The organism is Pulveribacter sp., assembly GCF_032079985.1.
In the GTDB taxonomy this organism is placed as follows: Bacteria; Pseudomonadota; Gammaproteobacteria; order Burkholderiales; family Burkholderiaceae_C; genus Melaminivora.
In genome coordinates, this window is the sequence record NZ_DAMATK010000001.1 from 242,976 (window position 1) to 266,404 (window position 23,429).

A 23,429-nucleotide genomic window follows, 5' to 3' on the forward strand; every position below is an offset into this window, starting at 1 on the left:
TGGCCGCGGCGCGCCGCCGCGGTCGACTGATCCCAACCTTCGCTGGAGCCCATTCCATCATGCTGAAGAACCTGCTTACCTGCCTGGCCCTTGCCGGCCTCGCCCTGCCCGCGTTGGCAGCCCCTGCCGCGGCCGACGCCGCAAGCGCCCCTGCCGCCAAGAAGGCCCCCACCGCCCAGCAGGCGAAGATGACGGCCTGCAACGCCGACGCCAAGGCCAAGGACCTGAAGGGCGACGAGCGCAAGGCCTTCATGAAGACTTGCCTGAGCGCCAACAAGCAGGAAAAGCAGCAGGACAAGATGACCAGCTGCAACGCCGAAGCCAAGACGAAGGATTTGAAGGGCGACGAGCGCAAGGCCTTCATGAAGGAGTGCCTGTCGAACAAGCCCGCCTGAGGGCGGTCTTCGGCACCACCCACCAGAAGCCCCGCGTCGCGGGGTTTTTCTTTTTGATGGGTGCGCTCAGCGCGTGCCCACACCGCGCGCCAGGAAGACGGCCAGCAGCGGGATCACCGCCACCAGGTGCGCCTCGATCATGACGATGCGGCGCGTGGCGCGCACCTGCTCGGGCGTGGGCAGGCTGCCATCAGCCCGCAGCGCGCGGCGCCAGGCCAGAAAGCGCAGGGTCGGCACGAGGGACATCGCGCCGATCACCACGAACAGCGTGACCTTGGCGTGCAGCAGCGGCTGCGACCAGTACCAACCCGCGCCCTTGATGCCCCACCAGGTGCGCGCCAGGCCCGAGGCCAGCACGCACAGCGCGGAGATGCCGTACAGCAGGTCCACCCGCGCCAGGCGCTCCACCACCTTGGCGTTCATCCATTCGCTGCGGCACAGCGCGGTCTCGCTGGCCAGGAAGGTCGCCATCATCAGGATGGACAGGATGTGGGCATAGGCCAGCAGGGCTTCGGTGGTCATGGCAGGTGCTCGGGGCGAGTGGAGGAAGGAGAAGGGCTCACGGCGCCGGGCCGCGCGCCCAGAAGTCGCTCTGGGCGTAATGTTGCCTCAGGTAGTCGATCCACAGGCGCACGCGCAGCGGCAGGTGCTTGCGTTGCGGAAAGACCATGTAGATGCCGTTGGGCGGCGCGGCGAAGTCTTCCAGCACGGCGCACAGGCGCCCGGCGGCGATCTCCGACTCCACCTCCCAGGTGCTGCGCCAGGCGATGCCCCAGCCGCCCAGGCACCAGTCGTGCAGCACCTGCCCGTCCGAGCAGTCCAGCGGACCGCCCGGCTTGAAGTGCACCACCTCGTCGCCGCCCCCGTCGCCCCGCGGCACGCCCGCGCCCGCAAGGGCGCCTTCCCGTTCTTGCCCGCTGGCGGTTCGCGGAACGCGAAACGCCCAGCCACGCGTTTGCGAGGCGTCGCTGGACAGCGTCAGGCAGTCGTGCTGGGCCAGTTCACCCGGATGCTGCGGCGTGCCGCGACGGCGCAGGTATTCGGGCGTGGCCACGCACAGGCGCCGGTTGTCGGCCATGCGCACGCTGACCAGCGACGAGTCCGGCAGGTCGCCCACGCGCACGGCGCAGTCATAGCCCTCGCCGGCCAGGTCCACCACGCGGTCGGACAGGTTCAGCGAGATGGTCACGTCCGGGTGCAGGTCGCGAAACAGCGGCACCAGCGGCGCCACGTGCCGGCGCCCGAAGCCGGCGGGCGCGGTGATGCGCAGGTGGCCCGTGGCCTTGAGGCCGCCGGCCGAGACGCTGGCCTCGGCATTGGCCACGTCGGCCAGCAGGCGCTGGCAGTCCTCAAGAAAGGCGCTGCCCTCGTGCGTGAGGGTGATGCGCCGCGTGGTGCGCATCAGCAGCTTGACGCCCAAGTGCTCCTCCAACGCGTCCAGGCGCCGGCCCATGATGGCCGGGGCCACGCCCTCGGCACGTGCCGCCGCCGTCAGGCTGCCGCGCGTGGCCACGGAGACGAAGGACTCGAAGGCTTTGAGTTTGTCCATGGTGTGGCGGCAGTGGGCGAAAGAGAAGGGCGGAGGTTTATGTATGAAAACAGGCTCTAGCGCACGTGGAATAAGCGCGGATAGCTATATTTTTTGAATTCTCTGCCCGTCCGCAGGCGGCTGCGGCCAGGCTGTGTTCACAGTGTGGTTGATTTTTGCAAAAAAGTCATTAGTTAAGAGATATTGCGCTTCTTTATGGATAGAAATATTTCCAATAGAGTGTGCAACAAGGCTTTTTTTGCGGGCAGGGCTTGCCTTTTGCAGGCCCTGCCCTTCTCATCGTCCAACTGTTTTGCAAGGGGGTTGATCCACATGACCGCACGTACCCAAGTCCACGGCCTGCAGGTAGCAGGTGAACTGCACGACTTCATCAACCAGGAGGTCCTGCCGGGCACCGGCGTGTCGCCCGAGGCCTTCTGGAAGGGCTTCGACGCCATCGTGGCCGACCTGGCGCCCAAGAACGCTGCCCTGCTCGCCGAGCGCGACCGCCTGCAAAAAGAGCTGGACACCTGGCACAAGGCCAACCCCGGCCCCATCAAGGACATGGCCGCCTACCGCCAGTTCCTGACGCAGATCGGCTATCTGGTCGAGGCCCCGAAGGACGCGCAGGCCACCACCACGAACGTGGACGCCGAGCTGGCGCAACAGGCCGGCCCGCAGCTGGTGGTGCCCATCCTGAACGCCCGCTACGCCCTGAATGCCGCCAACGCGCGCTGGGGTTCGCTGTACGACGCGCTGTACGGCACCGACGTGATCGACGAGGCCGATGGCGCCGAGAAGGGCCGCGGCTACAACCCCCAGCGCGGCGAGAAGGTGATTGCCTTTGCCCGCAACTTCCTGGACCAGGCCGCGCCGCTGGCGCAGGGTTCGCACAAGGATGCGGCCGGCTACCGTATAGAGGGCGGCCGGCTGGTGGTCAGCCTGAAGGACGGCGCCACTACCGGCCTGAAGGACGCGGCGCAGTTCGTCGGCTACCAGGGCGAGGCGGGCGACCCGAAGTCCGTGCTGCTGGTCAACAATGGCCTGCACATCGACATCCGCATCGATCGCGCCACGCCCATTGGCAAGGGCGACGCGGCCGGCGTGTCCGACGTGGTGGTGGAGGCCGCGCTGTCCACCATCCTCGACCTGGAGGACTCGGTGGCCGCCGTGGACGCGGAGGACAAGACCCTGGGCTACCGCAACTGGCTGGGCATCCTGAAGGGTACGCTGACCGAGACGTTCCAGAAGGACGGCAAGGCCCTGACGCGCGGCCTGAACCCGGACCGCGAGTACACCGGTGCCGACGGCCAGCCGGTCAAGCTGCATGGCCGCTCGCTCATGTTCCTGCGCAACGTCGGCCACCTGATGACCAACCCGGCCATCCTCTGGGGCGCCGAGGGCAAGGAAATCCCCGAGGGCATCCTGGACGCCATGGTCACCACGGCGATCGCCATCCACGACCTGAAGGGCCACGGCGCGAACGGCCTGCGCAACTCGCGCACCGGCAGCGTCTACATCGTCAAGCCCAAGATGCACGGCCCGGCCGAGGCGGCCTTCGCCAACGAGCTGTTCGGCCGCGTGGAGCAGGTGCTGGGCCTGCCCGAGAACACCGTCAAGCTGGGCATCATGGACGAGGAGCGCCGCACCTCGGTCAACCTGAAGGCCTGTATCGCCGCCGCACCGGCGCGCGTGGCCTTCATCAACACCGGTTTCCTGGACCGCACCGGCGACGAGATGCACACCGCCATGCAGGCCGGCCCGATGATCCGCAAGGGCGACATGAAGACCAGCGCCTGGATCCAGGCCTACGAGCGCAACAACGTGCTGGTGGGCCTGTCCATGGGCCTGTCCGGCCGTGCGCAGATCGGCAAGGGCATGTGGGCCGCGCCCGACCTCATGAAGGCCATGCTGGAGCAAAAAATCGGCCACCCCAAGGCCGGCGCCAACACCGCCTGGGTGCCCAACCCTACGGGCGCCACGCTGCACGCGCTGCACTACCACCAGGTCAACGTGAAGGACGTGCAGGCCGAACTGCTGAAGGTGGACGCCGAGGCCGAACGCGACAACCTGCTGACCGGCCTGCTCACGGTGCCCGTCAGCGCCAACCCGAACTGGTCCGACGAGGAAAAGCAGCAGGAGCTGGACAACAACATCCAGGGCATCCTGGGCTACGTGGTGCGCTGGATCGACCAGGGCGTGGGCTGCTCCAAGGTGCCCGACATCAACGACATCGGCTTGATGGAAGACCGCGCCACGCTGCGCATCTCCAGCCAGCACGTGGCCAACTGGCTGCTGCACGGCGTGGTGACCGAGGCCCAGGTGCGCGCCACGTTCGAGCGCATGGCCGCCAAGGTGGACGCGCAGAACGCCGGCGACCCGCTGTACCAGAAGATGGCCGGCCGCTTTGCCGTCTCCGCCGCCTACCAGGCCGCCTGCGATCTGGTCTTCAAGGGCGTGGAGCAGCCCAGCGGCTACACCGAGCCGCTGCTGCACGCCTGGCGCCTGAAGGTGAAGGCCGGCACGGCGCAGCGCTGATGCGCTATTGAAAAAGTAGCTGGCGGCGCTTGTCGGACGGGCGCTGCAACCACTTTTCTTCTACAACGGCACCTGCGGGTGCCGTTGTCTTTGGCGCCCTACACTTGTGGCCATGCCTGCCATCGACACCACGCTCTGCCCGCTGTGCGGCCAGGCCAATGCCTGCGCCATGGCCGCCGGCCTGCCCGCGGCAGACTGCTGGTGCATGGCTGCCCCCGTCTCGCGCGCGGCGCTGGCCCGGGTGCCCGAGCCGCAGCGCGGCAAGCGCTGCATCTGCCCGCACTGTGCACGCGAAGTGCCGGCCGCGGCCGCCGATAAGATTCCGCCTTCGTCACCACCCTTTTGAGGAGCCCACCCCATGCCCACCTACCACATCGAAATGATGGAAGGCCGCACCGTCGAGCAAAAGCGCAAGCTGGCCGAGGAGATCACCCGCGTCTCCGTCGAGGTGCTGGGCGGCTCGCCCGAGTCGGTGGACATCTTGATCACCGACGTCAAGCGTGAAAACTGGGCCACGGGCGGCAAGCTCTGGCTGGACCGTCAATAAGCAGCCTTTAGAGCAACGCCCCATGTGCCAGCTCCTGGGCATGAACGCCAACACGCCCACGGACGTGACGTTCAGCTTCACCGGCTTCGCCCAGCGCGCCGGGCGCACGGCCGACCATACAGATGGCTGGGGCATCGCCTTCTTCGAGGGCCAGGGTGTGCGCCATTTCGTGGACCACGCCCGGGCGCTAGATTCGCCCGTGGCCGAGCTGATCCGCCGCTATCCCATCAAGAGCTGCAACGTCATCTCCCACATCCGCAAGGCGACGCAAGGCGCCGTGCAGCTGGCCAACTGCCACCCCTTCGTGCGCGAGCTGTGGGGCCATTACTGGGTGTTCGCGCACAACGGCGATCTGAAGGACTTCCGCCCGCGGCTGCACGGGCACTTCCACCCGGTGGGCACCACCGACAGCGAGCACGCCTTCTGCTGGCTGATGCAGGAGCTGTCCAAGTCGCACGCCGGCATGCCGCCGGTGCAAGAGCTGACGCTGACCCTGCAGGAACTGGCCGCGCACATCGCGCCGCACGGCACCTTCAACTTCCTGCTGTCCAACGGCCAGGCGCTGTGGGCGCACGCCAGCACCCATCTGCATTACATCGAGCGCCACCACCCCTTCGCCGTGGCCCGGCTGGCCGACGAGGATCTGCAGGTGGATTTCGAGCCGCTGACCACGCCCAGCGACCGCGTGGCCGTCATCGCCACCGCGCCGCTGACCAACAACGAGCAGTGGACCGCCTTCGCACCGGGCGAACTGGGCGTGTTCGTGCAGGGCCAGCGGCTGCGCGCCGGCTGACCGCTGCGGCCCTCGGCTTGCTGGCGCCTTACTTCTTCGGCGTGCCGTCCTTGTTGTAGCGCGGCGCGTCGTGCGTGGCGTTCTTCTGGTCCTTGCCGTTCATGCTCTGGTCCAGCTGCTCGGCCAGCGTCAGGTGCTCACGCAGCGTGGGCAGGGTCTTGTCGGCGAAGGCCTTCACATCCGCGTCATGCCCCTTGCTGGCGGCCTTCTCGAACAGCTTGATGGTGTCGCGGTGGGCCTTGGGGCCCAGGCTATCGATGTAGCTCTTGTCGAACTTGGCGCCCTCGTGCGTGGAGAGCAGCTTGAGCTTGCCCTTTTGCACCATCGACGGGCCGTCGGGCAGCTTGTGGTTCTTGGCCGAAGCCAGGGCCTGCAGCTGCTGCGCGGCGGCCGTGTGGTCATCGATCATGCGCTGGGCAAAGCTCTTGACGGCGTCGCTCTGGCCCTTTTGCAGCGCCAGCTTGGCGGCCTCGACTTCGTAGTGGCCGGCGTGGGCCGCGTCATCCATGAAGGACGCATCGGCGTGCGCCGGCTTGGACGCGCTGGCCGCCGGGGCGGCCGGTGCCGCGCCTGTGGCGCCAGAGGGTGCGGGCGCGGTGCGGTTGGTGGCCGGCGTGCCGCCGCTCTGGCTGCCGCTGCTGCCGGTGGCCGGCGGCGTGTTGGGCGAGGTGACGGCCGAGGTGGGCGGCGCCACATCGGGCGGCGAGCCCTGGGCCCAGACGGCCCCGCTCAGGGCCAGACCGGCGGCGGCCAGCGTGGCCGCGGTGCGCTGAAGACGGAAAAAAGCCATGGTGCGGTCCTCCAATGTTCTGTGAAACAACGACCCTCCATGCTCGCAGGACCTATGCGCCTGGCTGTAGGCGCGCCGCGCGTCGCCACTTTGATACCGCTGTCACATCCGGTGGCCGTCCCGGCCGTGTCTCATCTGTCGCCCTCCGCCGACGCGGAGCACGCCTGCGCCCGGTACATACTTTGCCGGGCCCGAGGGGCCCGTCCACAACGAACAACCACCTACACGCCCGCTGCACCATGAAACGACTCATCGCCACCCTTGCCGCCGCTGCTGCCCTCACGGGCTGCGGCTACAACGACTTCCAGCGCCTGGACGAGCAGACCAAGTCCGCTTGGAGCGAGGTGCTCAACCAGTACCAGCGCCGCGCCGACCTGGTGCCCAACATCGTCGCCACCGTCAAGGGCGAGGCGCAGTTCGAGCAGGACACGCTCACCCGCGTGATCGAGGCGCGCGCCAAGGCCACCTCCATCCAGGTCACGCCCGAGACGCTGAACAACCCCGAGGCGTTCAACAAATTCCAGCAGGCGCAGGGCGAGCTGTCCGGCGCCCTGAGCCGCCTGATGGTGGTGGCCGAGCGCTACCCGCAGCTGCAGGCCAACCAGGGCTTTCGCGACCTGCGCGTGACGCTGGAGGGCACGGAAAACCGCATCACCGTGGCGCGCAACCGCTACATCGAGACGGTGCAGCAGTACAACGTGCTGGCGCGCAGCTTCCCCACCAACCTGACGGCCAAGGTCTTCAGCTACGAACCCAAGCCCAACTTCACGGTGCAGAACGAGGCGCAGATCAGCACGCCGCCGCAGGTCGACTTCTCGCGGCCCGCGCCCGCATCCAAGCCCTGAAAATACAAGCAAAATATGCCTCTAGCCCTTGTCCTGCAAGCGCTGGCAGCTCTCGTTTTGATAGTTGCCGGGCTGGGCGGCGCGCAGGCCCAGCAGGCGCCGCGTGCCGTGCCGGCGCTGTCCTCGCGCGTGATCGACGAGACCGCCACCCTGGGCGAGGGCCAGCGCACCAGCCTGCAGGCCCAGCTGGCCGAGATCGAACGCACGCACGGCTCCCAGGTGGTGGTGCTGATGGTGCCCAGCACCGCGCCGGAGGACATCGCTGCGTTTGCCCACCGCGTGGCCGACAATTGGAAGATCGGCCGCAAGGACGTGGGCGACGGCGTGCTGATCGTGGTCGCCAAGGACGACCGGCGCATGCGCATCGAGGTGGCGCGGGCGCTGGAGGGCGCCATCCCCGACATCGCCGCCGCGCGCATCATCGACGGCGCCATGGCCCCGCGCTTTCGCGAGGGCGACTATGCCGGCGGCCTGCAGGCGGCGGTGCAGCAGATCGGCGCGCGCATTGCCGGCGAGGCACTGCCGCTGCCCGATGCCGGCGAGCAGCGGCGCGCCGCGGGCGGCGCAGGCGCGCACGACCTGGCCATCTTTTTGTTCTTCGCCGTGATGGTGGCCGGGCCGGTGCTGCGCGCCCTGGCCGGCCCGCGCCTGGGCGGCCTGGTCATGGGCGCCGGGGCCGGGGCGCTGGCCTTCTGGTTCACGACCAGCGTGCTGCTGGCGCTGGGCGCCGGCGTGGCGGCGCTGCTGTACGTGGCGCTGTTTGCCGGCCGCGGCGTGCCCATCATCTGGAATGGCGGCGGTGGCGGCGGCCGGGGCGGTTTTGGTGGTGGTGGCTTCGGCGGGGGCGGCGGCTTTGGCGGCGGGGGCGGTTTCAGCTCGGGGGGCGGCGGCAGCTTCGGCGGCGGCGGCGCCTCGGGTGGCTGGTAAAGGGGCGGCGATGACAGACAACAGCAACACACCACCCGCGCCACCGGGCCTGTGGCGGCGGCTGGCCCGCCTGCTGCGCCACCGCTGGGCCGACGGCGGCCTGCAGCGCGCCCTGCCGGCCGACATGCTGGAACGCCTGGGCGCGCGCGTGGCCGCCAGCGAGCGGCGCCACACGGGGCAGGTCCGCATCTGCATCGAGGGCGGCCTGCCGCTGTCCTACCTGTGGCGCGCGGCCAGCGTGCGCGAGCGCGCCGTGACCCAGTTCGGCAAGCTGCGCGTGTGGGACACCGAGCACAACAACGGCGTGCTGATCTACCTGCTGCTGGCCGAGCGCGCCATCGAAATCGTGGCCGACCGCGCCCTGGCGCGGGCCGTGCCGCGCGAGGCCTGGCGCGCCATGGCCGAGCACATGGCCGAGGCCTTCCGCGCCGGCCGCTACGAGGACGGGCTGACGCAGGCCCTCGCCGAAGTGTCCGCCCTGCTGGTGGAGCACTTTCCTGCGTCCGCGGATGGCGGCGCCCCGGGCAACGAGCTGCCGGATACGCCCGTGCTGGCACGCGGCTGGCAGCGCTGAAGGCCGCAGCGCCACAGCCGGCGCCTCAGGTGTAGGCCGGCAGCTTCCACACCTTGTCTCCGCCTACGGCATAGAGCTGGCGCGACACGCCGCCGCCCAGCGTGTGCGCGCCCGTGAAATCGCCGAAGGCGGGCAGCAGCACCAGGCCCGGGTCGTGGCAGAAGGCGGGCAGGCGCAGCGCGTCGCGCCCGCGCCCCTGCAGCAGCACGGCCGGGTGCACGTGCCCGGCCAGCACCGTGTGGCCGGCCAGCTGCTGCGGATGGTGGCAGCAGGCCAGCGCGATGCCGGGGTAGGGCACATGGGGCTCGTCGACCACCGCGATGCGCAGGTGCGGCGGCGGCTCGCCGGCGTGCCGGTCGTGGTTGCCGCGCACCAGCGTCATGCCCACGGCGGCATGGTGGCCGCGCCACTGGGCCAGCTGCGCCAGCAGCGCTGGCGTCTGCGCCTCGGCGGCGTGCAGAAAGTCGCCCAGCACGATCAGCCGCTCGGCGCCCAGGCCCGTGAGCAGCGCCGACAGCCGCGCCAGGTTGGCCGCCGTGGTGCCTGCCGGCACCGGCAGGCCGCGCGCGCGGAAGGTGGCCGCCTTGCCCAGGTGCACGTCGGCCACGAACAGCGTGCGCGCCAGCGGCCACCACAGGGCGTGCTCGGGCAGCGGCACGAGGTCTGCGCCGGGGGCAGCCCGGATGTAGAGGCGGGGGTCTTGCACGAAAGAGGGTTCTTCTGCCGGTATTGCTATGGCGTTGATAGCTGTCCGCGCTTGACTGGCAAGCGCTGGAGGGCGATTTGATTGACTTTTTCGGGCGCGGGGAGGCATGGAAACAGGCGCTGCCAACAGCTGCAGATGATGGCGGGCGCCGCTGTTTCCAGAGCGGGCGGGGGCAGCATTCGGCGTGTTTTTCGGGTCAACGCGTTCAAAGCCTTGGCAGGGGCCGCGAGGGGCGCCGGCGGCGCGGGGTGCGCGCGGGCCGGGCGGTGTCGGACTCGCCCGCCGCGGACAGGCTGAAGTCCAGCGCGGCGGCGATCGAGGGCGCGGCCCCGGCCTCGTCAGCCGGCGCAGCGGTGGCAGGGGCTGCGCGCCGGGAGCGGCGCTGGGGCGGGTCGGGCGGCACCACGTCCTGCACGCGCACCGGCGGCGCCGGGCCGCGCGTGTCGGCGGCGGCCTCCAGGTCGCCCAGCATGCGGGCGATGCGGTCGGCCAGGGCCTCGTTGCTGAGCTTTTCGCGAAAGCGTTCGACCATCAGCGGAAAGGCCAGCGGCCCGGGCCGCGCCAGGGCGCAGACGGTGAGCCGCTGCGCCTGCATGCGGCGCAGGGCGGCCAGCAGCTCGGCCACGTCCAGCTCCTGGCTCAGCACCTCGTCACTGGCCTGGCGCAGCAGCAGGTTGCCGCTGTCGTACTTGCGAAAGACCTCGAAGAACAGCTGCGCCGAGGCCTGCAGCTGGCGCGCGCTGCGCTGCTCGCCCGGGTGGCTCTGGAAGATCAGCCCGGCCACGCGGGCGATCTCGCGAAAGCGCCGGCGTGCCATCTCGGTGGCGTTCAGACTGGCCAGCACCTCGTGCAGCAGGGCGCGCCGCGCCGGGTCGGCAGTGCCCTCCTCCGGCGCGTTCTGCGCGTTGGCGGTGTTGCGCACGGCGATCTCGCCCGCGTCCTGCGGTGGCGCGGCAGCCGCTTCGGCGGCCGGGTCGGGTTCGGCGCGCAGCAGGTCGGGCAGCAGCGCCGCCCAGTCGCGCGGCGTGGCGCTGAGCAGCTCCAGGCCGTAGTCGTTCACGGCGATGGAGAACGTGCCCGCCTCGTGCTGCGCCGCGCGCCAGGCCAGCAGGCTGGCCAGGCCCATGTGCGCGTGCCGGCCGGCGAAGGGGTACAAAAACAGGTGCCAGCCCTCGCGCGTGCGCAGCGTCTCGGCCAGCAGCGTGGCGGGCGTGGGCAGCTGCGACCAGCGCTGCTGCAGCTGCAGCAGGCCGCGCACGGCGCGCAGCTCGGGACTGGTGTAGCGGCCATCGGCGGCCTGCGCCAGCTGCTGCACCACGAAGTCCGCCAGCACGGTGGACAGCGGCATGCGCGAGCCGGCCCAGCGCGGCACGGTGGCGCGCGTGCGCGGCGCGCGGCGCACGTAGGCCGTCATCTGCTCGATGCGCACCAGCTCCAGCACCTGGCCGGCGAAGACGAAGCAGTCGCCCGGCGACAGGCGCGACAAGAAACTTTCCTCCATCGAGCCCAGCCGCGCGCCGTGCAGGATTTGCACGGACATGCTGGCGTCGCTGACGATGGTGCCGATGTTGGCGCGGTGGCGCCGCGCCAGGCGCGCCTCGGGCACGCGCCAGATGCCGTCGTCGTCCGGCACCACGCGGCGGTAGTCGGGGTAGGCGGCCAGCGCCCGCCCGCCGCCGCTGGCGAAGGCCAGGCACCAGTCCCACACCGCGCGCGGCAGCTGGCGGTAGGCCCAGGTGCGGCGCACCTCGGCGTACAGCGCCTCGGGCGTGAAGCCGCCGCCCAGGGCCACGGTGACCAGGTGCTGCACCAGCACGTCCACGGGCTGCACGGGCGAGGAGCGCGACTCCACCTGGGCCGCGCGCACGGCGGCGCGGGCGGCGGCGGCTTCGACGATCTCCAGGCTGTGCGTGGGCACCAGCGTGATGCGCGAGGGCCGCCCGGGCGAATGGCCCGAGCGCCCGGCGCGCTGCAGCAGGCGCGCCACGCCCTTGGCCGAGCCGATCTGCAGCACGCGCTCCACGGGCGCGAAGTCCACCCCCAGGTCCAGGCTGGAGGTGGCGACCACGGCGCGCAGGCTGCCGTTCTTGAGGCCCGCCTCGACCCACTCGCGCACGGCGCGGTCCAGCGAGCCGTGGTGGATGGCGATCTGTCCGGCCCAGTCGGGCCGCGCGTCCAGCAGCGCCTGGTACCACTGCTCGGCCTGCGAGCGCACGTTGACGAAGACCAGCGTGGTGCTGCTGGCCGCCAGTTCCGCCACCACGGCCGGCAGCATGCGCAGGCCCAGGTGGCCGGCCCAGGAAAAGCGCTCGGGCGCCTCCGGCAGCAGTGTGTCCACCACCAGCGTCTTGTCCACCCGGCCCTGCACCAGGACGCCGCCCTGCGCGAGGGCCAGCGGCGCGAGCAGCGTGTCCATGGCCTCGGGCAGGTTGCCCAGCGTGGCGGACATGCCCCAGGCCATCAGCGATGGATTCCACGTTGCCAGCCGCGCCAGTGCCAGCTGCAATTGCACGCCGCGCTTGGTGCCCAGCAGCTCGTGCCATTCGTCGGCCACCACCAGGCGCACGCGCGACAGCTGCTCGTGCGCGTCGGCACGCGCCAGCAGCAGCGACAGGCTCTCGGGCGTGGTCACCAGCACCGTGGGCAGGCGGCGTGCCTGGGCGCTGCGCTCCCCGCTGGCGGTGTCGCCGGTGCGGGCGGCCAGCGTCCAGCGCGCCAGCGGCGGGTGCTCGCGCGCCAGCTCGCCCAGCGGCTCGGCCAGGGCCTTCAGCGTGTCGGCGGCCAGGGCCCGCATGGGGGTGATCCACAGCACGGTCAGCGGCTCGGCGGCGGGTTGTTTTGCTTCTTTTTCAATAGCTGCTGGCGCTTGACTGGCGGGCGCTGCGGGCCTTTTTGGCTTGTATTGAGCGGCCAGCGCCCGGAGCGCACCCAGCCAGACGGCATAGGTCTTGCCGGCGCCCGTGGTGGCGTGCAGCAGGCCCGAGCGGCCGTCCGCCATGGCGCGCCACACCTGGCGCTGGAAGGCGAAGGGCCGCCAGCCGTGCGCGGCGAACCAGCCGGCCACGTCCGGGCGCGAGGCCTGGGGGCGGCGGGCTTCAGGCACGGGAGCCTCCCGCTGCCGCTGCCGCTGGCGGGAGAGGAGCCAGGACGCCGGCGCTGCGCGCGGTCATGGCGCTTCCTGGGGCAGCAGTGCCGCCAGCGTCTGCAGCGTGTCGGCCTCTTCGACCGGCTTGTCCTGGCGCCAGCGCAGCATGCGCGGAAAGCGCACGGCGATGCCGCTCTTGTGCCGGCCGCTGCGGGCAATGCCCTCGAAGCCCAGCTCGAACACCAGCACCGGCCGCACGCTGCGCACCGGGCCGAAGCTCTCCACCGTGTTCCTGCGGATCAGCGCGTCCACCTGGGCGATCTCGGCGTCCGTCAGGCCGGAGTAGGCCTTGGCGAAGGGCACCAGGGCGCGGCCTTCCTCGCCCTCGGGGCGGTCCCAGACGGCGAAGGTGTAGTCGGTGTAGAGGCTGGCGCGCCGGCCGTGGCCGCGCTGGGCGTAGATCAGCACGGCGTCCACGCTCAAGGGGTCGATCTTCCACTTCCACCACACGCCCACGTCCTTGGTACGGCCCACGCCGTAGTGCGCGTGGCGGCCCTTGAGCATCATGCCCTCCACCCCCAGGGCGCGGGCCTGCTCGCGCCGCTCGGCCAGGTCCTGCCAGCCGGCGCCCTGCAGCAGCGGGCTGGCCAGCAGGGCGGGGTGGGCCGCAGCGTCCACCAGCGCCTGCAGCCGAGCGCGGCGCTCGTGCTGGGGCAGGGCGCGCAGGTCCTGGCCGGCCTCTTCCAGCAGGTCGTAGGCGATCAGCACCACGGGCAGCTCGCGCAGCAGTTTGGCGCCCAGGGTGCGGCGGCCGATGCGCTTTTGCAGCTCGGCAAACGGGCGTACCCGGCCAGCGCCGGGGATGGCGCCGCCGTGGCTGTCGCTGCCCTGCGCCGTCTGCGGGTGCTGCCAGGCGACGATCTCGCCGTCGATCACCGTGCCGTCGGGCAAGGCGTCGCCCAGCTGCTGCAGCTCGGGGAAGCGCTCACTCACCAGCTCCTCGCCGCGCGACCACAGCCAGGTGGCGCCGGCGCGGCGCACCAGCTGGGCGCGGATGCCGTCCCACTTCCACTCCACCAGCCAGTCATCCGGGCTGCCCAGCACCTCGTGCATCTGCGCCGGCGGCAGCTGCAGCGGGTGCGCCAGGAAGAAGGGGTAGGGGTGGCCGCTGGCCTCCTGCAGCGCGGCGCTGCTCGGCTGCCCGGCCTCGTCGTCCGGCCGCACCAAGCGCTGGTAGTCCTGCGCCGCGGGCCGGGCGCCGATGTGGGTGTAGCCCATCAGCCGCTGGGCGATGCGCTTGGCGTCCACGCCGCTGACGGCGGCCAGCGCCTGCGTGATCTGCAGCTTGGACACGCCCACGCGGAAGGCGCCGGTGATGAGCTTGAAGTACACCAGCCGCTCCTCGGGCGCCAGCAGCGCCCACTGGGCGCGCAGGCGCTGCGCCGCCTCGTGCGGCGGCAGACCGCGCAGGGGCAGCAGCTGCGTGTCCATCCACTCGGCCAGCGTCAGCGCGTGGGCCTGGGTGGGGGCGGGCAGCAGCAGGGCGATGGTCTCGGCCAGGTCGCCCACGGCCTGGTGGCATTCGTCGAACAGCCACTCGGGCAGACCGGCGGCCTCGCGCGCCAGCTCGCGCAGCAGGCGCACGGGCACCAGCTGGCGCGGCTTGCCGCCGGCCAGGAAGTACACGGCCCAGGCGGCGTCCGGCGGCGGCGCGCTTTGCAGGTACTCGCGCAGCGCGGCCTGCTTGGCCAGCGTCGAGGTGCTGGCGTCGAGCTGCTGGTACAGGGCGGCGAAGCGCTTCATGGCGTCTCCGGGGCCGCATCTGCGGCGGCGGGCGCTGGGCCGGGCGCCTCGTCATCGTCGTCGTGGCCGTACTCGGTCTGGAAGGCCTGGGCGTCCAGACCGCGCTCCTCGCGCAGCCAGCGCACCAGCGTGGCCACGCTGCCGTGGGTGACGAAGACGCGGTCGGCGCCGGTGCCGGCGATGGCCTGCTGCAGCCCGGGCCAGTCGGCGTGGTCGGACATGACGAAGCCCCGGTCCACCCCGCGGCGCCGGCGCGCGCCGCGCAGCTGCATCCAGCCGCTGGCAAAGGCGTCGGAGGGGCGGGGGAAGCGGCGCATCCATGCCGTGCCCTGGGCCGAGGGCGGCGCCAGCACCAGCGCGCCGCGCAGCAGCTGCGCGTCCACGCCGGGGTCGGTCACGCGCAGGGTGGGTGCGAGGGACACGCCGGCCGCACGGTATACGGCGTTGAGCGGCTCCACCGCGCCGTGCACGATGATGGGGCCGATGCTGGCGTCCACCCCGTGCAGGATGCGCTGGGCCTTGCCGAAGGCATAGCACAGCAGCACCGAGGGCCGGCCCTGCGCGGCGTTGGCGCGCCACCAGGCGTTGATGTCGGCCAGCAGCTGGGCCTGCGCCGGCCAGCGGTAGATGGGCAGGCCGAAGGTGGATTCGGTGATGAAGGTGTCGCAGCGCACCGGCTCGAAGGGCGCGCAGGTGCCGTCCGGTTCGGTCTTGTAGTCGCCCGAGGCCACCCAGACCCGCCCGCCATGCTCGATGCGCACCTGGGCCGAGCCCAGCACGTGCCCGGCCGGGTGCAGCGACAGGCGCACGCCGCGGTGCTCGATGGCCTGGCCGTAAGCCAGCGTCTGCAGGGCGATGTCGGCGCCCAGACGTACGCGCAGGGCCCCGGCGCTGTCGGTGTGGGCCAGGTAGTGGCCGTGGCCGATGCGCGCGTGGTCGGAATGGGCGTGGGTGATGATGGCGCGTTCCACCGGCCGCCAGGGGTCGATGAAGAAGTCGCCCGGCGGGCAGTACAGGCCCTCAGGCCGGGCAACGATGAGATCGGAAGAGGCGGCCATGGCCGGGCCCATGCTAGACCGGGGCCCGTGCCACGCCGGGCCGGCGAGGGCGCGTCGGGCTGTCGGTTTTCAGCCTACGCGGTGGGGTGCCGCCTGCCGCGCGGGCATGAAAAAACCGCCCGAAGGCGGTTGTTTTCTTGGTGCGGGCGCCTGGGCGCTGTTCAGCGCCCTGGCTGAAAGCGGGCTCAGCGCTTCTCGCGGAACTTGCGCAGTGCGGCCAGCTGGGCGGCCATGATGGCCAGCTCGGATTGGGCGCGGGCCAGGTCCAGCTCGCTCTTGGCGTTCTGCAGGGCGTGCTCGGCGGCGCGCTTGGCTTCCTCGGCCTTCTGGTCGTCCAGGTCCTTGCCGCGGATGGCGGTGTCGGACAGCACCGTGACGCAGTCGGGCTGCACTTCCAGGATGCCGCCGGCCACGAAGACGAACTCTTCGTTGCCGTCCGGCAGCTCGATGCGCACCGAGCCCGGCTTGATGCGGGTGATCAGCGGCGTGTGGCGCGGATAGATGCCGAGCTCGCCCGCCTCGCCCGGCAGGGCGACGAAGCGCGCCTCGCCGGAGAAGATGGACTCCTCGGCACTGACCACGTCAACGTGGATGGTGTTCATCTTGGCTTATCCTCAAAAAGGGTTGAAAGCTGGGCGGAGAAAACGGGCGCCGGGCGGGGAGGCCGTCCGGCGCGGCTTTCATCAGGACGCCAGCTTCTTGGCCTTCTCGAAGGCTTCGTCGATGGTGCCGACCATGTAGAAGGCCTGCTCGGGCAGGTGGTCGCACTCGCCAGCCACGATCATCTTGAAGCCGCGAATGGTCTCGGCCAGGGTGACGTACTTGCCGGGCGAGCCGGTGAACACCTCGGCCACGTGGAAGGGCTGCGACAGGAAACGCTGGATCTTGCGGGCGCGGGCCACGGTCAGCTTGTCCTCGGGGGCCAGCTCGTCCATGCCCAGGATGGCGATGATGTCGCGCAGTTCCTTGTAGCGCTGCAGCGTGCCCTGCACGTCACGGGCCACCTTGTAGTGCTCCTCGCCCACGACCTGCGGGTCGAGCTGGCGGCTGGTGGAGTCCAGCGGGTCCACGGCGGGGTAGATGCCCAGGGCGGCGATGTCACGCGACAGCACCACGGTGGAGTCCAAGTGGGCGAAGGTCGTGGCGGGCGAGGGGTCGGTCAAGTCGTCGGCAGGCACGTACACGGCCTGGATCGAGGTGATCGAGCCGACCTTGGTCGACGTGATGCGCTCCTGCAGGCGGCCCATTTCCTCGGCCAGCGTCGGCTGGTAGCCCACGGCGGAGGGCATGCGGCCCAGCAGCGCGGACACTTCGGTACCGGCCAGGGTGTAGCGGTAGATGTTGTCCACGAAGAACAGCACGTCGCGGCCTTCGTCGCGGAACGACTCGGCAATCGTCAGGCCCGTCAGGGCCACGCGCAGACGGTTGCCCGGGGGCTCGTTCATCTGGCCGTAAACCATGGACACCTTGGACTCGCCCAGGTTCTCCAGGTTCACGACGCCGGAGTCGGCCATCTCGTGATAGAAGTCGTTGCCCTCACGGGTACGCTCACCCACACCGGCGAACACGGACAGACCGCTGTGCGCCTTGGCGATGTTGTTGATGAGCTCCATCATGTTCACGGTCTTGCCCACGCCGGCGCCGCCGAACAGACCCACCTTGCCGCCCTTGGCGAACGGGCAGACCAGGTCGATCACCTTGATGCCGGTTTCCAGCAGCTCCTGCGAGGGAGACAGCTCGTCGTAGGCGGGAGCCTTGCGGTGGATGGAGGCCGTGAGGGCCTGGTCCACGGGGCCGCGCTCGTCGATGGGGTTGCCCAGCACGTCCATGATGCGGCCCAGCGTCGCCTTGCCCACGGGCACGGTGATGGGGTTGCCGGTGTTGGTCACCATGATGCCGCGCTTGAGGCCGTCGGACGACCCCAGGGCGATGGTACGCACCACGCCATCACCCAGCTGCTGCTGCACTTCCAGCGTCAGGGCCGAGCCTTCCAGCTTGAGGGCGTCGTACACCTTGGGCATCTGGTCGCGGGGGAACTCCACGTCCACCACGGCGCCGATACATTGAACAATCTTGCCCTGGGCGCCTGCAGCGCTCATCTGGGTGTTCTCTTGAGCCATTTTTTGCTCCAAAAATTGTGTGAAACCGGAATCAGACGGCCGCCGCACCGGCGACGATCTCGGAGAGTTCCTTCGTGATCGCTGCCTGGCGAGTCTTGTTGTAGACCAGCTTGAGTTCGTTGATCACGTTGCCGGCGTTGTCGGTGGCAGCCTTCATGGCCACCATGCGCGCGGACTGCTCGCTGGCCATGTTCTCGGCAACGGCCTGGTAGATCAGCGACTCGACGTAACGCACCAGCAACTCGTCGATCACGCTCTGGGCATCAGGCTCGTAGATGTAATCCCAGCTCGCCTGGTGGTTGCCCTTGCCGGCCTGGATGTCCTCGGAGGACAGCGGCAGCAGCCGCTCGACCACCGATTCCTGCTTCATCGTGTTGATGAACTTGGTATAGGACAGGTACACCGCGTTGATCTTGCCCTCGGCATAGGCGTCCAGCAGCACCTTGACCGGCCCGATGAGCTTGTCCAGGTGCGGCGTGTCGCCCAGGCCCGTGGCGTGTGCCACGACCTGTGCGCCGATGCGGTTGAGAAAGCCCAAGCCCTTGTTGCCGATGGCCACCGCCTGCGTCTGCACGCCGGCGGCCTGCAGTTCGCGCAGGCGGGTGGTCACGGCACGCAGCACGTTGGTGTTCATGCCGCCGCACAGGCCCTTGTCGGTCGTCACCACGATGACGCCGGCCACCTTGGCGTCGTTCACCCGCATGAACGGGTGCACGTACTCCGGGTTGGCCTGGCCGAGGTGGGCGGCAATCTGACGCACCTTCTCGGCATAGGGTCGGGCGGCGCGCATGCGGTCCTGCGCCTTGCGCATCTTGGACGCGGCCACCATTTCCATGGCCTTGGTGATCTTCTTGGTGTTCTCCACCGATTTGATCTTGCCGCGTATTTCCTTGCCTGCTGCCATTGGAACTCCTCGTCCGGGTTAGACGAACGACTTCTTGAAGGCCGTGATGGCTTGCGTCAGTTCGGCCTCATCCTTGCCTTCCTTGTCGAAGGCGCGGTTTTGTTCCAGGCGCTCCAGCAGAGCGGCATGGCTGGTCTTGAGGAACTGGTGCAGGCCGGATTCGAAGGCCAGCACACGCTTCACGTCGATGTCGTCCAGGAAGCCCTTGTTCACTGCGAACAGCGTCGCACCCATCAGGCTGATGGGCAGGGGGCTGTATTGGGGCTGCTTGAGCAGCTCGGTCACGCGGGCGCCGCGGTCCAGCTGCTTGCGGGTGGCTTCGTCCAGGTCGGAGGCGAACTGCGCGAAGGCGGCCAGCTCACGGTACTGCGCCAAGTCGGTACGGATACCGCCGGACAGGCCCTTGATCAGCTTGGTCTGGGCGGCACCACCCACGCGCGACACCGAGATACCGGCGTTGATGGCGGGGCGGATGCCGGCGTTGAACAGCGCGGTTTCCAGGAAGATCTGGCCGTCGGTGATCGAGATCACGTTGGTCGGAACGAAGGCGGACACGTCGCCGGCCTGGGTTTCGATCACGGGCAAGGCCGTCAGCGAACCCGTCTTGCCCTTGACCTCACCCTTGGTGAAGGCTTCGACGTAGTCGGCGTTCACGCGGGCGGCGCGCTCCAGCAGGCGGCTGTGGAGATAGAACACGTCGCCGGGGAAGGCTTCGCGGCCCGGCGGGCGACGCAGCAGCAGCGACACCTGGCGGTAGGCCACGGCCTGCTTGGACAGATCGTCATAGACGATCAGCGCGTCCTGGCCGCGGTCACGGAAGTACTCGCCCATGGTGCAGCCGGAGTAGGCCGACACGTATTGCATGGCTGCGGACTCGGAAGCCGAGGCAGCCACGACGATGGTGTACTCCATGGCGCCGGCAGCTTCGAGGGCGCGCACCACGTTCTTGATCGACGACGCCTTCTGGCCGATGGCGACGTAGATGCAGGTCACGCCCTGGCCCTTCTGGGCGATGATGGTGTCGACGGCCACGGCGGACTTGCCGGTCTGGCGGTCGCCGATGATCAGCTCGCGCTGGCCACGGCCGATCGGCACCATCGAGTCGATGGACTTGATGCCGGTCTGCAGCGGCTGGTCCACGGACTGGCGCGCGATCACGCCGGGGGCGACCTTCTCGATCACGTCCGTCATCTTGGCGTTGACCGGGCCCTTGCCGTCGATGGGCTGGCCCAGGGCGTTGACCACGCGGCCGATCAGCTCGGGGCCGACGGGCACTTCCAGAATGCGGCCCGTGCACTTGACGGTGTCGCCCTCGGAGATGTGCTCGTACTCGCCCAGAATCACGGCGCCGACGGAGTCGCGCTCCAGGTTCAGCGCCAGGCCGAACGAGGGCTGGCCGTCGCTGCCGGCGGGGAACTCGAGCATTTCGCCCTGCATCACGTCCGACAGGCCATGCACGCGCACGATACCGTCCGTCACCGACACCACGGTGCCCTGGTTGCGGATGTCGCTGCTGGCTGCCAGCCCTTCGATGCGGCTCTTGATCAGTTCAGAAATTTCTGCGGGATTGAGTTGCATGACTCTTTCCTTCTCTTTCTTAAATAGCCGAAACCTCCGGCCGTTCAGGCCGTGAGGGCCGCTTTCATTTGTTCCAGGCGCGCACGCACGGAGGTGTCCAGCACCTCGTCGCCCACCACCACTCGCACGCCGCCGATCAGCGATTCGTCCTGCTGCACCGACAGGTTGAGCTTGCGGCCGAAGCGCTGCTCCAGCGTCGTGCCCAGCTGCGCCAGGGCAGCGGAGTCGAGCGGGAAAGCGCTGTGGACCACGGCATCCGAGGAGCCGTTTTGCTGGTTGACCAAGGCGCGAAACTGCGTTGCGATCTCGGGCAGCGCCTGCACGCGGCCGTTGTCGATGACGGTATGCAGGAAGTTCTTCGCCTGCTCGGACAGAGGCGAACGCGCCACGCCGGCAATGACATCGAAGACCTGCGCAGCCGTCACCTTGGGGTTGTCGGCCAGCTGGCGCAGGTCGGGGTTGGCGGCAATCGCCGCCAGCTCGTCCACCCATGCGGCAGCGCCGTGCAGATCCGCACCGCTCTGGGCGGTGCAGGCCTGGTACAGCGCCTCGGCGTAAGGGCGGGCAATGGTGGCGAGTTCAGCCATTGATTTGCTCCTACCTTACAGCTCGGTCTTGAGGCGGTTCAAGAGATCGGCATGCACGCTGGCGTTGACTTCCTTGCGCAGGATCTGCTCGGCACCCTTGACGGCCAGGGCCGCCACCTGCTCGCGCAGGGCCTCGCGGGCCTGAATGGCCTGCTGCTCGGCCTCGGCGCGGGCGGCGGCGACAATCTTGTTGCCTTCGTCGGTGGCGCGCGCCTTGGCCTCTTCGATGATGGCCTGGGCGCGCCGCTCGGCGTCGGCCAGGCGGGTCGCGGTTTCGTTGCTGGCGGCGGCCAATTCCTGCTTGACGCGCTGGTCGGCGGCGGCAAGCTCGGTCTTGGCACGGTCGGCAGCAGCGAGACCATCGGCGATTTTCATGGCTCGGTCATCCAGCGCCTTGGCGATCGGGGGCCACACGAACTTCATCGTGAACCACACCAGGATCAAAAAGACGATGGCCTGAACGAACAGGGTCGCGTTGATACTCACGGCAACACCTTTCTATTCTTCGGCGTTGATTGGAGTGATCAGGCCAGGACGAAGGGGTTGGCGAAGGCGAACAGCAGGGCGATGGCCACGCCGATCAGGAAGGCCGCGTCGATCAGACCGGCCAGAATGAACATCTTGGTTTGCAGCTCGTTGATCAGCTCGGGCTGACGGGCAGACGATTCCAGGAACTTGCCACCCATCAGGGCGATACCGATCGAAGCGCCGATAGCGCCCAGACCAACGATCAGACCGCAAGCCAGAGCGACGAGGCCGAGAATGTTTTCCATGATGACTCCTAGGATGAAAAGAAAGAAAGGTTGAAGGGAGAAGGGAAACGAAAAAGCTCAGTGAGCGTCATGCGCCTGGCCGAGGTAGATCAGCGCCAGCATCATGAAAATGAAGGCCTGCAGGGTGATGATCAGAATGTGAAAGATCGCCCAGATAGAGCCCGCGATGATGTGCCCCACGGGGAGCAACACACCAGAGAGCGACATGGCCGCCGCACCGCCCATCAGGGCGATCAGGCAGAACACCAACTCACCAGCGTACATGTTGCCGAACAGTCGCATGCCATGCGACACCGTCTTGGCAACGTATTCAATGATCTGCATGGCGAAGTTCACCACGCCCAGGATGGCGGCGAACAGCGGATTCTTGCTGGTGCCGAAGGGGGCCGTGAACAGCTCATGGATCCAGCCGCCCAGGCCCTTGACCTTGATGCTGTAGTAGAAGCACAGCAGCAGCACGGCGGACGACAGGCCCAGCGTGGTGGACAGGTCGGCCGTGGGCACGACGCGCAGGTAGGCGTGGGGGTCGTTGGTGGCGCCCTGCCACAGCACGGGCAGCAGGTCCACGGGCAGCAGGTCCATGGCGTTCATCAGGAAGATCCAGACGAACACGGTGAGCGCCAGCGGAGCGATGAACTTGCGGCTTTCGGCGTTGTGGATGTTGGCCTTGGCCTGGTTGTCCACCATCTCCACCATGATCTCCACGGCGGCCTGGAAGCGTCCGGGCACGCCCGAGGTCGCCTTGCGCGCGGCCGACCAGAAGACCAGCAGCATCAGCGCACCCAGCAGGATGCCGACCACGATGGAGTCGATGTTGATCACCGAAAAATCGACGATGAAACCCTGCTTGACGTTTTGCAGGTGCTGCAGGTGGTGAACGATGTATTCACTTGCAGTAGGGGCGTGCGCGTCTGCGGCCATCGGGCAACTCTTCTCTCAAAGTCAATCGGTTCGTCGGACACCGGAGCGCGCTAGCAGCGCGATCCAGTACGCTTTCATCGTCATCACCATGCCGGCCAGCAGGGCCAGCCAACTCAGGCCCGGCACCAGCCGGGGCGCCGCCGCCAGCATGGCGACGGTCAAAGCAATCTTTACCAGCTCCCACCCCATGAGCGCTGCCATCGCAGCACCCGCCGATGAACGCCGCCGCTGCATGCCTCGAGCAAACAGCGCGGCGGGCAGCACCACAGCCAGCCCGCCGTAGCCGGCGGACCAGCCTGCAGCGCTGCCGGCCCACCAGCGGGCCGCCAGGGCCACCAGCGCCGCCACCAGCACCTGCACCGCGACGATGCGCCAAGGCGAAAGGGTCGGGTGGCGCTGGCGCCATTCCGCGGCCTGCTGCGCGCTCAAAGGCTTGAAGTCGGAATCTTCGTCCTCAGTTTCGGCCTGAGAGGCTGCTGTCTTCATCATGGGCCTACCTGCAAGCCGACACAAAACTTTCGCAAAGCCTCCCATTATAAGTACAAACCCCCTGCGGTCCACAATGACCGCTCAGGGCATCGGCACGCGCCCGTGGCACGGGTGGCAAGCCCTGCAGTTTTCCTTCCTTTCCTCAGGCACGCTTCCAATGAACAACTCCACTCCCGCCTCCGGTGGCGCAACAACCCCCGACCCGCGCAAGGACTCTCTCATCGAGTACCCCTCGCGCTTTCCCATCAAGGTCATGGGCGCCAAGGAGCCAGGATTCGTGGAGGCCGTCATTGCCCTGGCGTACCGCCATGACCCGCAGTTCGACGAGGCAACGGTGGAGCTGCGCGACAGCCGCGCCGGCAACTACCAGGGCGTAACCATCACCATCACGGCCACCAGCCGCGAGCAGCTCGACGATCTGTACCGCGCGCTCACCGGCCACCCCATGGTCAAGGTCGTGCTGTAGGC

The 23,429-nt window shown here is 69.1% G+C and carries 25 protein-coding genes; 9 read left to right on the top strand and 16 right to left on the bottom strand.

Features of this window, described 5'->3' with window-relative positions; all coding sequences use genetic code 11:
- Positions 1–62 precede the first annotated feature (62 nt).
- Complete coding sequence (locus RT282_RS01135) at positions 63–395, top strand: PsiF family protein (RefSeq protein ID WP_313312568.1); 333 nt, start codon at positions 63–65, stop codon at positions 393–395.
- Between the two features lie 66 nt (positions 396–461).
- Here RT282_RS01135 and RT282_RS01140 read toward each other — a convergent pair whose 3' ends face one another.
- The gene (locus tag RT282_RS01140) at positions 462–917 is read right to left on the bottom strand and encodes a DUF2214 family protein (RefSeq protein ID WP_313311248.1); all 456 of its coding nucleotides are present in this window, start codon (positions 915–917) and stop codon (positions 462–464) included.
- 37 nt (positions 918–954) lie between these two features.
- Positions 955–1,944: a LysR family transcriptional regulator gene (locus RT282_RS01145; RefSeq protein WP_313311249.1), complete on the bottom strand. Its 990-nt coding sequence runs from the start codon at positions 1,942–1,944 to the stop codon at positions 955–957.
- A gap of 312 nt (positions 1,945–2,256) precedes the next feature.
- On the opposite strand from RT282_RS01145, the gene RT282_RS01150 reads away from it, so the two are divergent.
- The 4 genes from RT282_RS01150 to RT282_RS01165 all read left to right on the top strand — a co-directional run bounded on the left by RT282_RS01150 (position 2,257) and on the right by RT282_RS01165 (position 5,801).
- Positions 2,257–4,461, top strand: a complete 2,205-nt coding sequence (locus RT282_RS01150; protein WP_313311251.1) for a malate synthase G — start codon at positions 2,257–2,259, stop codon at positions 4,459–4,461.
- A gap of 112 nt (positions 4,462–4,573) precedes the next feature.
- On the top strand, positions 4,574–4,807 hold the full coding sequence (locus RT282_RS01155) for a cysteine-rich CWC family protein (protein ID WP_313311253.1): 234 nt from the start codon (positions 4,574–4,576) through the stop codon (positions 4,805–4,807).
- Between the two features lie 12 nt (positions 4,808–4,819).
- Positions 4,820–5,008, top strand: coding sequence for a 4-oxalocrotonate tautomerase (locus tag RT282_RS01160; RefSeq protein ID WP_106845018.1), 189 nt, complete (start codon positions 4,820–4,822; stop codon positions 5,006–5,008).
- Between the two features lie 22 nt (positions 5,009–5,030).
- Positions 5,031–5,801, top strand: coding sequence for a class II glutamine amidotransferase (locus RT282_RS01165; protein WP_313311255.1), 771 nt, complete (start codon positions 5,031–5,033; stop codon positions 5,799–5,801).
- Positions 5,802–5,829: 28 nt separating this feature from the next.
- On the opposite strand, the gene RT282_RS01170 is transcribed toward RT282_RS01165, so the two are convergent.
- A complete protein-coding gene (locus RT282_RS01170; RefSeq protein ID WP_313311257.1) occupies positions 5,830–6,591 on the bottom strand; it encodes a DUF4142 domain-containing protein in 762 nt (253 codons plus the stop codon).
- Positions 6,592–6,830: 239 nt separating this feature from the next.
- Here RT282_RS01170 and RT282_RS01175 point away from each other — a divergent pair, with 239 nt between their 5' ends.
- The 3 genes from RT282_RS01175 to RT282_RS01185 are packed head-to-tail and all read left to right on the top strand — an operon-like array spanning position 6,831 to position 8,937.
- Positions 6,831–7,436 (top strand): LemA family protein, encoded by a 606-nt coding sequence (locus RT282_RS01175; RefSeq protein WP_312306182.1) that lies wholly within the window; start codon positions 6,831–6,833, stop codon positions 7,434–7,436.
- 15 nt (positions 7,437–7,451) lie between these two features.
- A complete protein-coding gene (locus RT282_RS01180) occupies positions 7,452–8,363 on the top strand; it encodes a TPM domain-containing protein (protein WP_313311259.1) in 912 nt (303 codons plus the stop codon).
- A gap of 10 nt (positions 8,364–8,373) precedes the next feature.
- Positions 8,374–8,937, top strand: coding sequence for a TPM domain-containing protein (locus tag RT282_RS01185; protein WP_313311260.1), 564 nt, complete (start codon positions 8,374–8,376; stop codon positions 8,935–8,937).
- A 25-nt stretch (positions 8,938–8,962) separates the two neighbouring features.
- Here the strand turns inward: RT282_RS01185 and pdeM are convergent, their stop codons facing one another.
- From pdeM to RT282_RS01250, 13 genes are all read right to left on the bottom strand, one after another.
- Positions 8,963–9,643 carry a ligase-associated DNA damage response endonuclease PdeM gene (gene pdeM / locus RT282_RS01190; RefSeq protein WP_313311262.1) on the bottom strand — a complete coding sequence of 227 codons (681 nt, stop codon included), beginning with the start codon at positions 9,641–9,643 and terminating at the stop codon, positions 8,963–8,965.
- A 205-nt stretch (positions 9,644–9,848) separates the two neighbouring features.
- Positions 9,849–12,746: a ligase-associated DNA damage response DEXH box helicase gene (locus tag RT282_RS01195; protein ID WP_313311263.1), complete on the bottom strand. Its 2,898-nt coding sequence runs from the start codon at positions 12,744–12,746 to the stop codon at positions 9,849–9,851.
- Between the two features lie 63 nt (positions 12,747–12,809).
- Entirely contained in the window at positions 12,810–14,531 is a 1,722-nt protein-coding gene (locus RT282_RS01200; RefSeq protein ID WP_313311265.1) for an ATP-dependent DNA ligase, read from the bottom strand.
- A complete protein-coding gene (locus RT282_RS01205; protein WP_313311267.1) occupies positions 14,528–15,589 on the bottom strand; it encodes a ligase-associated DNA damage response exonuclease in 1,062 nt (353 codons plus the stop codon). Before RT282_RS01205 ends, RT282_RS01200 begins: the two co-directional genes overlap by 4 nt.
- Positions 15,590–15,774: 185 nt before the next feature.
- Positions 15,775–16,191, bottom strand: coding sequence for a F0F1 ATP synthase subunit epsilon (locus RT282_RS01210; protein ID WP_312758186.1), 417 nt, complete (start codon positions 16,189–16,191; stop codon positions 15,775–15,777).
- An 81-nt stretch (positions 16,192–16,272) separates the two neighbouring features.
- The gene (atpD, locus tag RT282_RS01215) at positions 16,273–17,709 is read right to left on the bottom strand and encodes a F0F1 ATP synthase subunit beta (protein WP_312758188.1); all 1,437 of its coding nucleotides are present in this window, start codon (positions 17,707–17,709) and stop codon (positions 16,273–16,275) included.
- Between the two features lie 31 nt (positions 17,710–17,740).
- A complete protein-coding gene (atpG, locus tag RT282_RS01220; RefSeq protein WP_312758190.1) occupies positions 17,741–18,613 on the bottom strand; it encodes a F0F1 ATP synthase subunit gamma in 873 nt (290 codons plus the stop codon).
- An 18-nt stretch (positions 18,614–18,631) separates the two neighbouring features.
- Positions 18,632–20,191: a F0F1 ATP synthase subunit alpha gene (atpA, locus tag RT282_RS01225; protein ID WP_313084872.1), complete on the bottom strand. Its 1,560-nt coding sequence runs from the start codon at positions 20,189–20,191 to the stop codon at positions 18,632–18,634.
- 44 nt (positions 20,192–20,235) lie between these two features.
- The gene (locus RT282_RS01230) at positions 20,236–20,778 is read right to left on the bottom strand and encodes a F0F1 ATP synthase subunit delta (RefSeq protein WP_313311272.1); all 543 of its coding nucleotides are present in this window, start codon (positions 20,776–20,778) and stop codon (positions 20,236–20,238) included.
- Between the two features lie 15 nt (positions 20,779–20,793).
- A complete protein-coding gene (locus RT282_RS01235) occupies positions 20,794–21,264 on the bottom strand; it encodes a F0F1 ATP synthase subunit B (RefSeq protein WP_312756476.1) in 471 nt (156 codons plus the stop codon).
- A gap of 38 nt (positions 21,265–21,302) precedes the next feature.
- Complete coding sequence (atpE, locus tag RT282_RS01240) at positions 21,303–21,551, bottom strand: F0F1 ATP synthase subunit C (protein ID WP_011803767.1); 249 nt, start codon at positions 21,549–21,551, stop codon at positions 21,303–21,305.
- A 57-nt stretch (positions 21,552–21,608) separates the two neighbouring features.
- The gene (gene atpB / locus RT282_RS01245) at positions 21,609–22,472 is read right to left on the bottom strand and encodes a F0F1 ATP synthase subunit A (RefSeq protein ID WP_312756478.1); all 864 of its coding nucleotides are present in this window, start codon (positions 22,470–22,472) and stop codon (positions 21,609–21,611) included.
- 21 nt (positions 22,473–22,493) lie between these two features.
- A complete protein-coding gene (locus tag RT282_RS01250; protein WP_313084876.1) occupies positions 22,494–22,958 on the bottom strand; it encodes an ATP synthase subunit I in 465 nt (154 codons plus the stop codon).
- A gap of 160 nt (positions 22,959–23,118) precedes the next feature.
- Between RT282_RS01250 and RT282_RS01255 the strand changes: the two genes are divergently transcribed.
- Positions 23,119–23,427 (top strand): DUF493 family protein, encoded by a 309-nt coding sequence (locus RT282_RS01255; RefSeq protein ID WP_313311275.1) that lies wholly within the window; start codon positions 23,119–23,121, stop codon positions 23,425–23,427.
- The last annotated feature ends 2 nt before the right edge of the window (positions 23,428–23,429 follow it).

Bases quoted from the DNA above. Each gene is read 5' to 3' on its own strand.
- RT282_RS01145 (WP_313311249.1), bottom strand. From the start codon at position 1,944: ATGGACAAACTCAAAGCCTTCGAGTCCTTCGTCTCCGTGGCCACGCGC.
- RT282_RS01200 (WP_313311265.1), bottom strand. From the start codon at position 14,531: ATGAAGCGCTTCGCCGCCCTGTACCAGCAGCTCGACGCCAGCACCTCG.
- RT282_RS01160 (WP_106845018.1), top strand. From the start codon at position 4,820: ATGCCCACCTACCACATCGAAATGATGGAAGGCCGCACCGTCGAGCAA.
- RT282_RS01250 (WP_313084876.1), bottom strand. From the start codon at position 22,958: ATGAAGACAGCAGCCTCTCAGGCCGAAACTGAGGACGAAGATTCCGAC.
- atpE (WP_011803767.1), bottom strand. From the start codon at position 21,551: ATGGAAAACATTCTCGGCCTCGTCGCTCTGGCTTGCGGTCTGATCGTT.
- RT282_RS01185 (WP_313311260.1), top strand. From the start codon at position 8,374: ATGACAGACAACAGCAACACACCACCCGCGCCACCGGGCCTGTGGCGG.
- RT282_RS01170 (WP_313311257.1), bottom strand. From the start codon at position 6,591: ATGGCTTTTTTCCGTCTTCAGCGCACCGCGGCCACGCTGGCCGCCGCC.
- RT282_RS01210 (WP_312758186.1), bottom strand. From the start codon at position 16,191: ATGAACACCATCCACGTTGACGTGGTCAGTGCCGAGGAGTCCATCTTC.
- atpD (WP_312758188.1), bottom strand. From the start codon at position 17,709: ATGGCTCAAGAGAACACCCAGATGAGCGCTGCAGGCGCCCAGGGCAAG.
- RT282_RS01180 (WP_313311259.1), top strand. From the start codon at position 7,452: ATGCCTCTAGCCCTTGTCCTGCAAGCGCTGGCAGCTCTCGTTTTGATA.
- atpA (WP_313084872.1), bottom strand. From the start codon at position 20,191: ATGCAACTCAATCCCGCAGAAATTTCTGAACTGATCAAGAGCCGCATC.
- RT282_RS01150 (WP_313311251.1), top strand. From the start codon at position 2,257: ATGACCGCACGTACCCAAGTCCACGGCCTGCAGGTAGCAGGTGAACTG.
- RT282_RS01205 (WP_313311267.1), bottom strand. From the start codon at position 15,589: ATGGCCGCCTCTTCCGATCTCATCGTTGCCCGGCCTGAGGGCCTGTAC.
- atpB (WP_312756478.1), bottom strand. From the start codon at position 22,472: ATGGCCGCAGACGCGCACGCCCCTACTGCAAGTGAATACATCGTTCAC.
- RT282_RS01255 (WP_313311275.1), top strand. From the start codon at position 23,119: ATGAACAACTCCACTCCCGCCTCCGGTGGCGCAACAACCCCCGACCCG.
- atpG (WP_312758190.1), bottom strand. From the start codon at position 18,613: ATGGCAGCAGGCAAGGAAATACGCGGCAAGATCAAATCGGTGGAGAAC.
- RT282_RS01175 (WP_312306182.1), top strand. From the start codon at position 6,831: ATGAAACGACTCATCGCCACCCTTGCCGCCGCTGCTGCCCTCACGGGC.
- RT282_RS01165 (WP_313311255.1), top strand. From the start codon at position 5,031: ATGTGCCAGCTCCTGGGCATGAACGCCAACACGCCCACGGACGTGACG.
- RT282_RS01155 (WP_313311253.1), top strand. From the start codon at position 4,574: ATGCCTGCCATCGACACCACGCTCTGCCCGCTGTGCGGCCAGGCCAAT.
- RT282_RS01140 (WP_313311248.1), bottom strand. From the start codon at position 917: ATGACCACCGAAGCCCTGCTGGCCTATGCCCACATCCTGTCCATCCTG.
- RT282_RS01230 (WP_313311272.1), bottom strand. From the start codon at position 20,778: ATGGCTGAACTCGCCACCATTGCCCGCCCTTACGCCGAGGCGCTGTAC.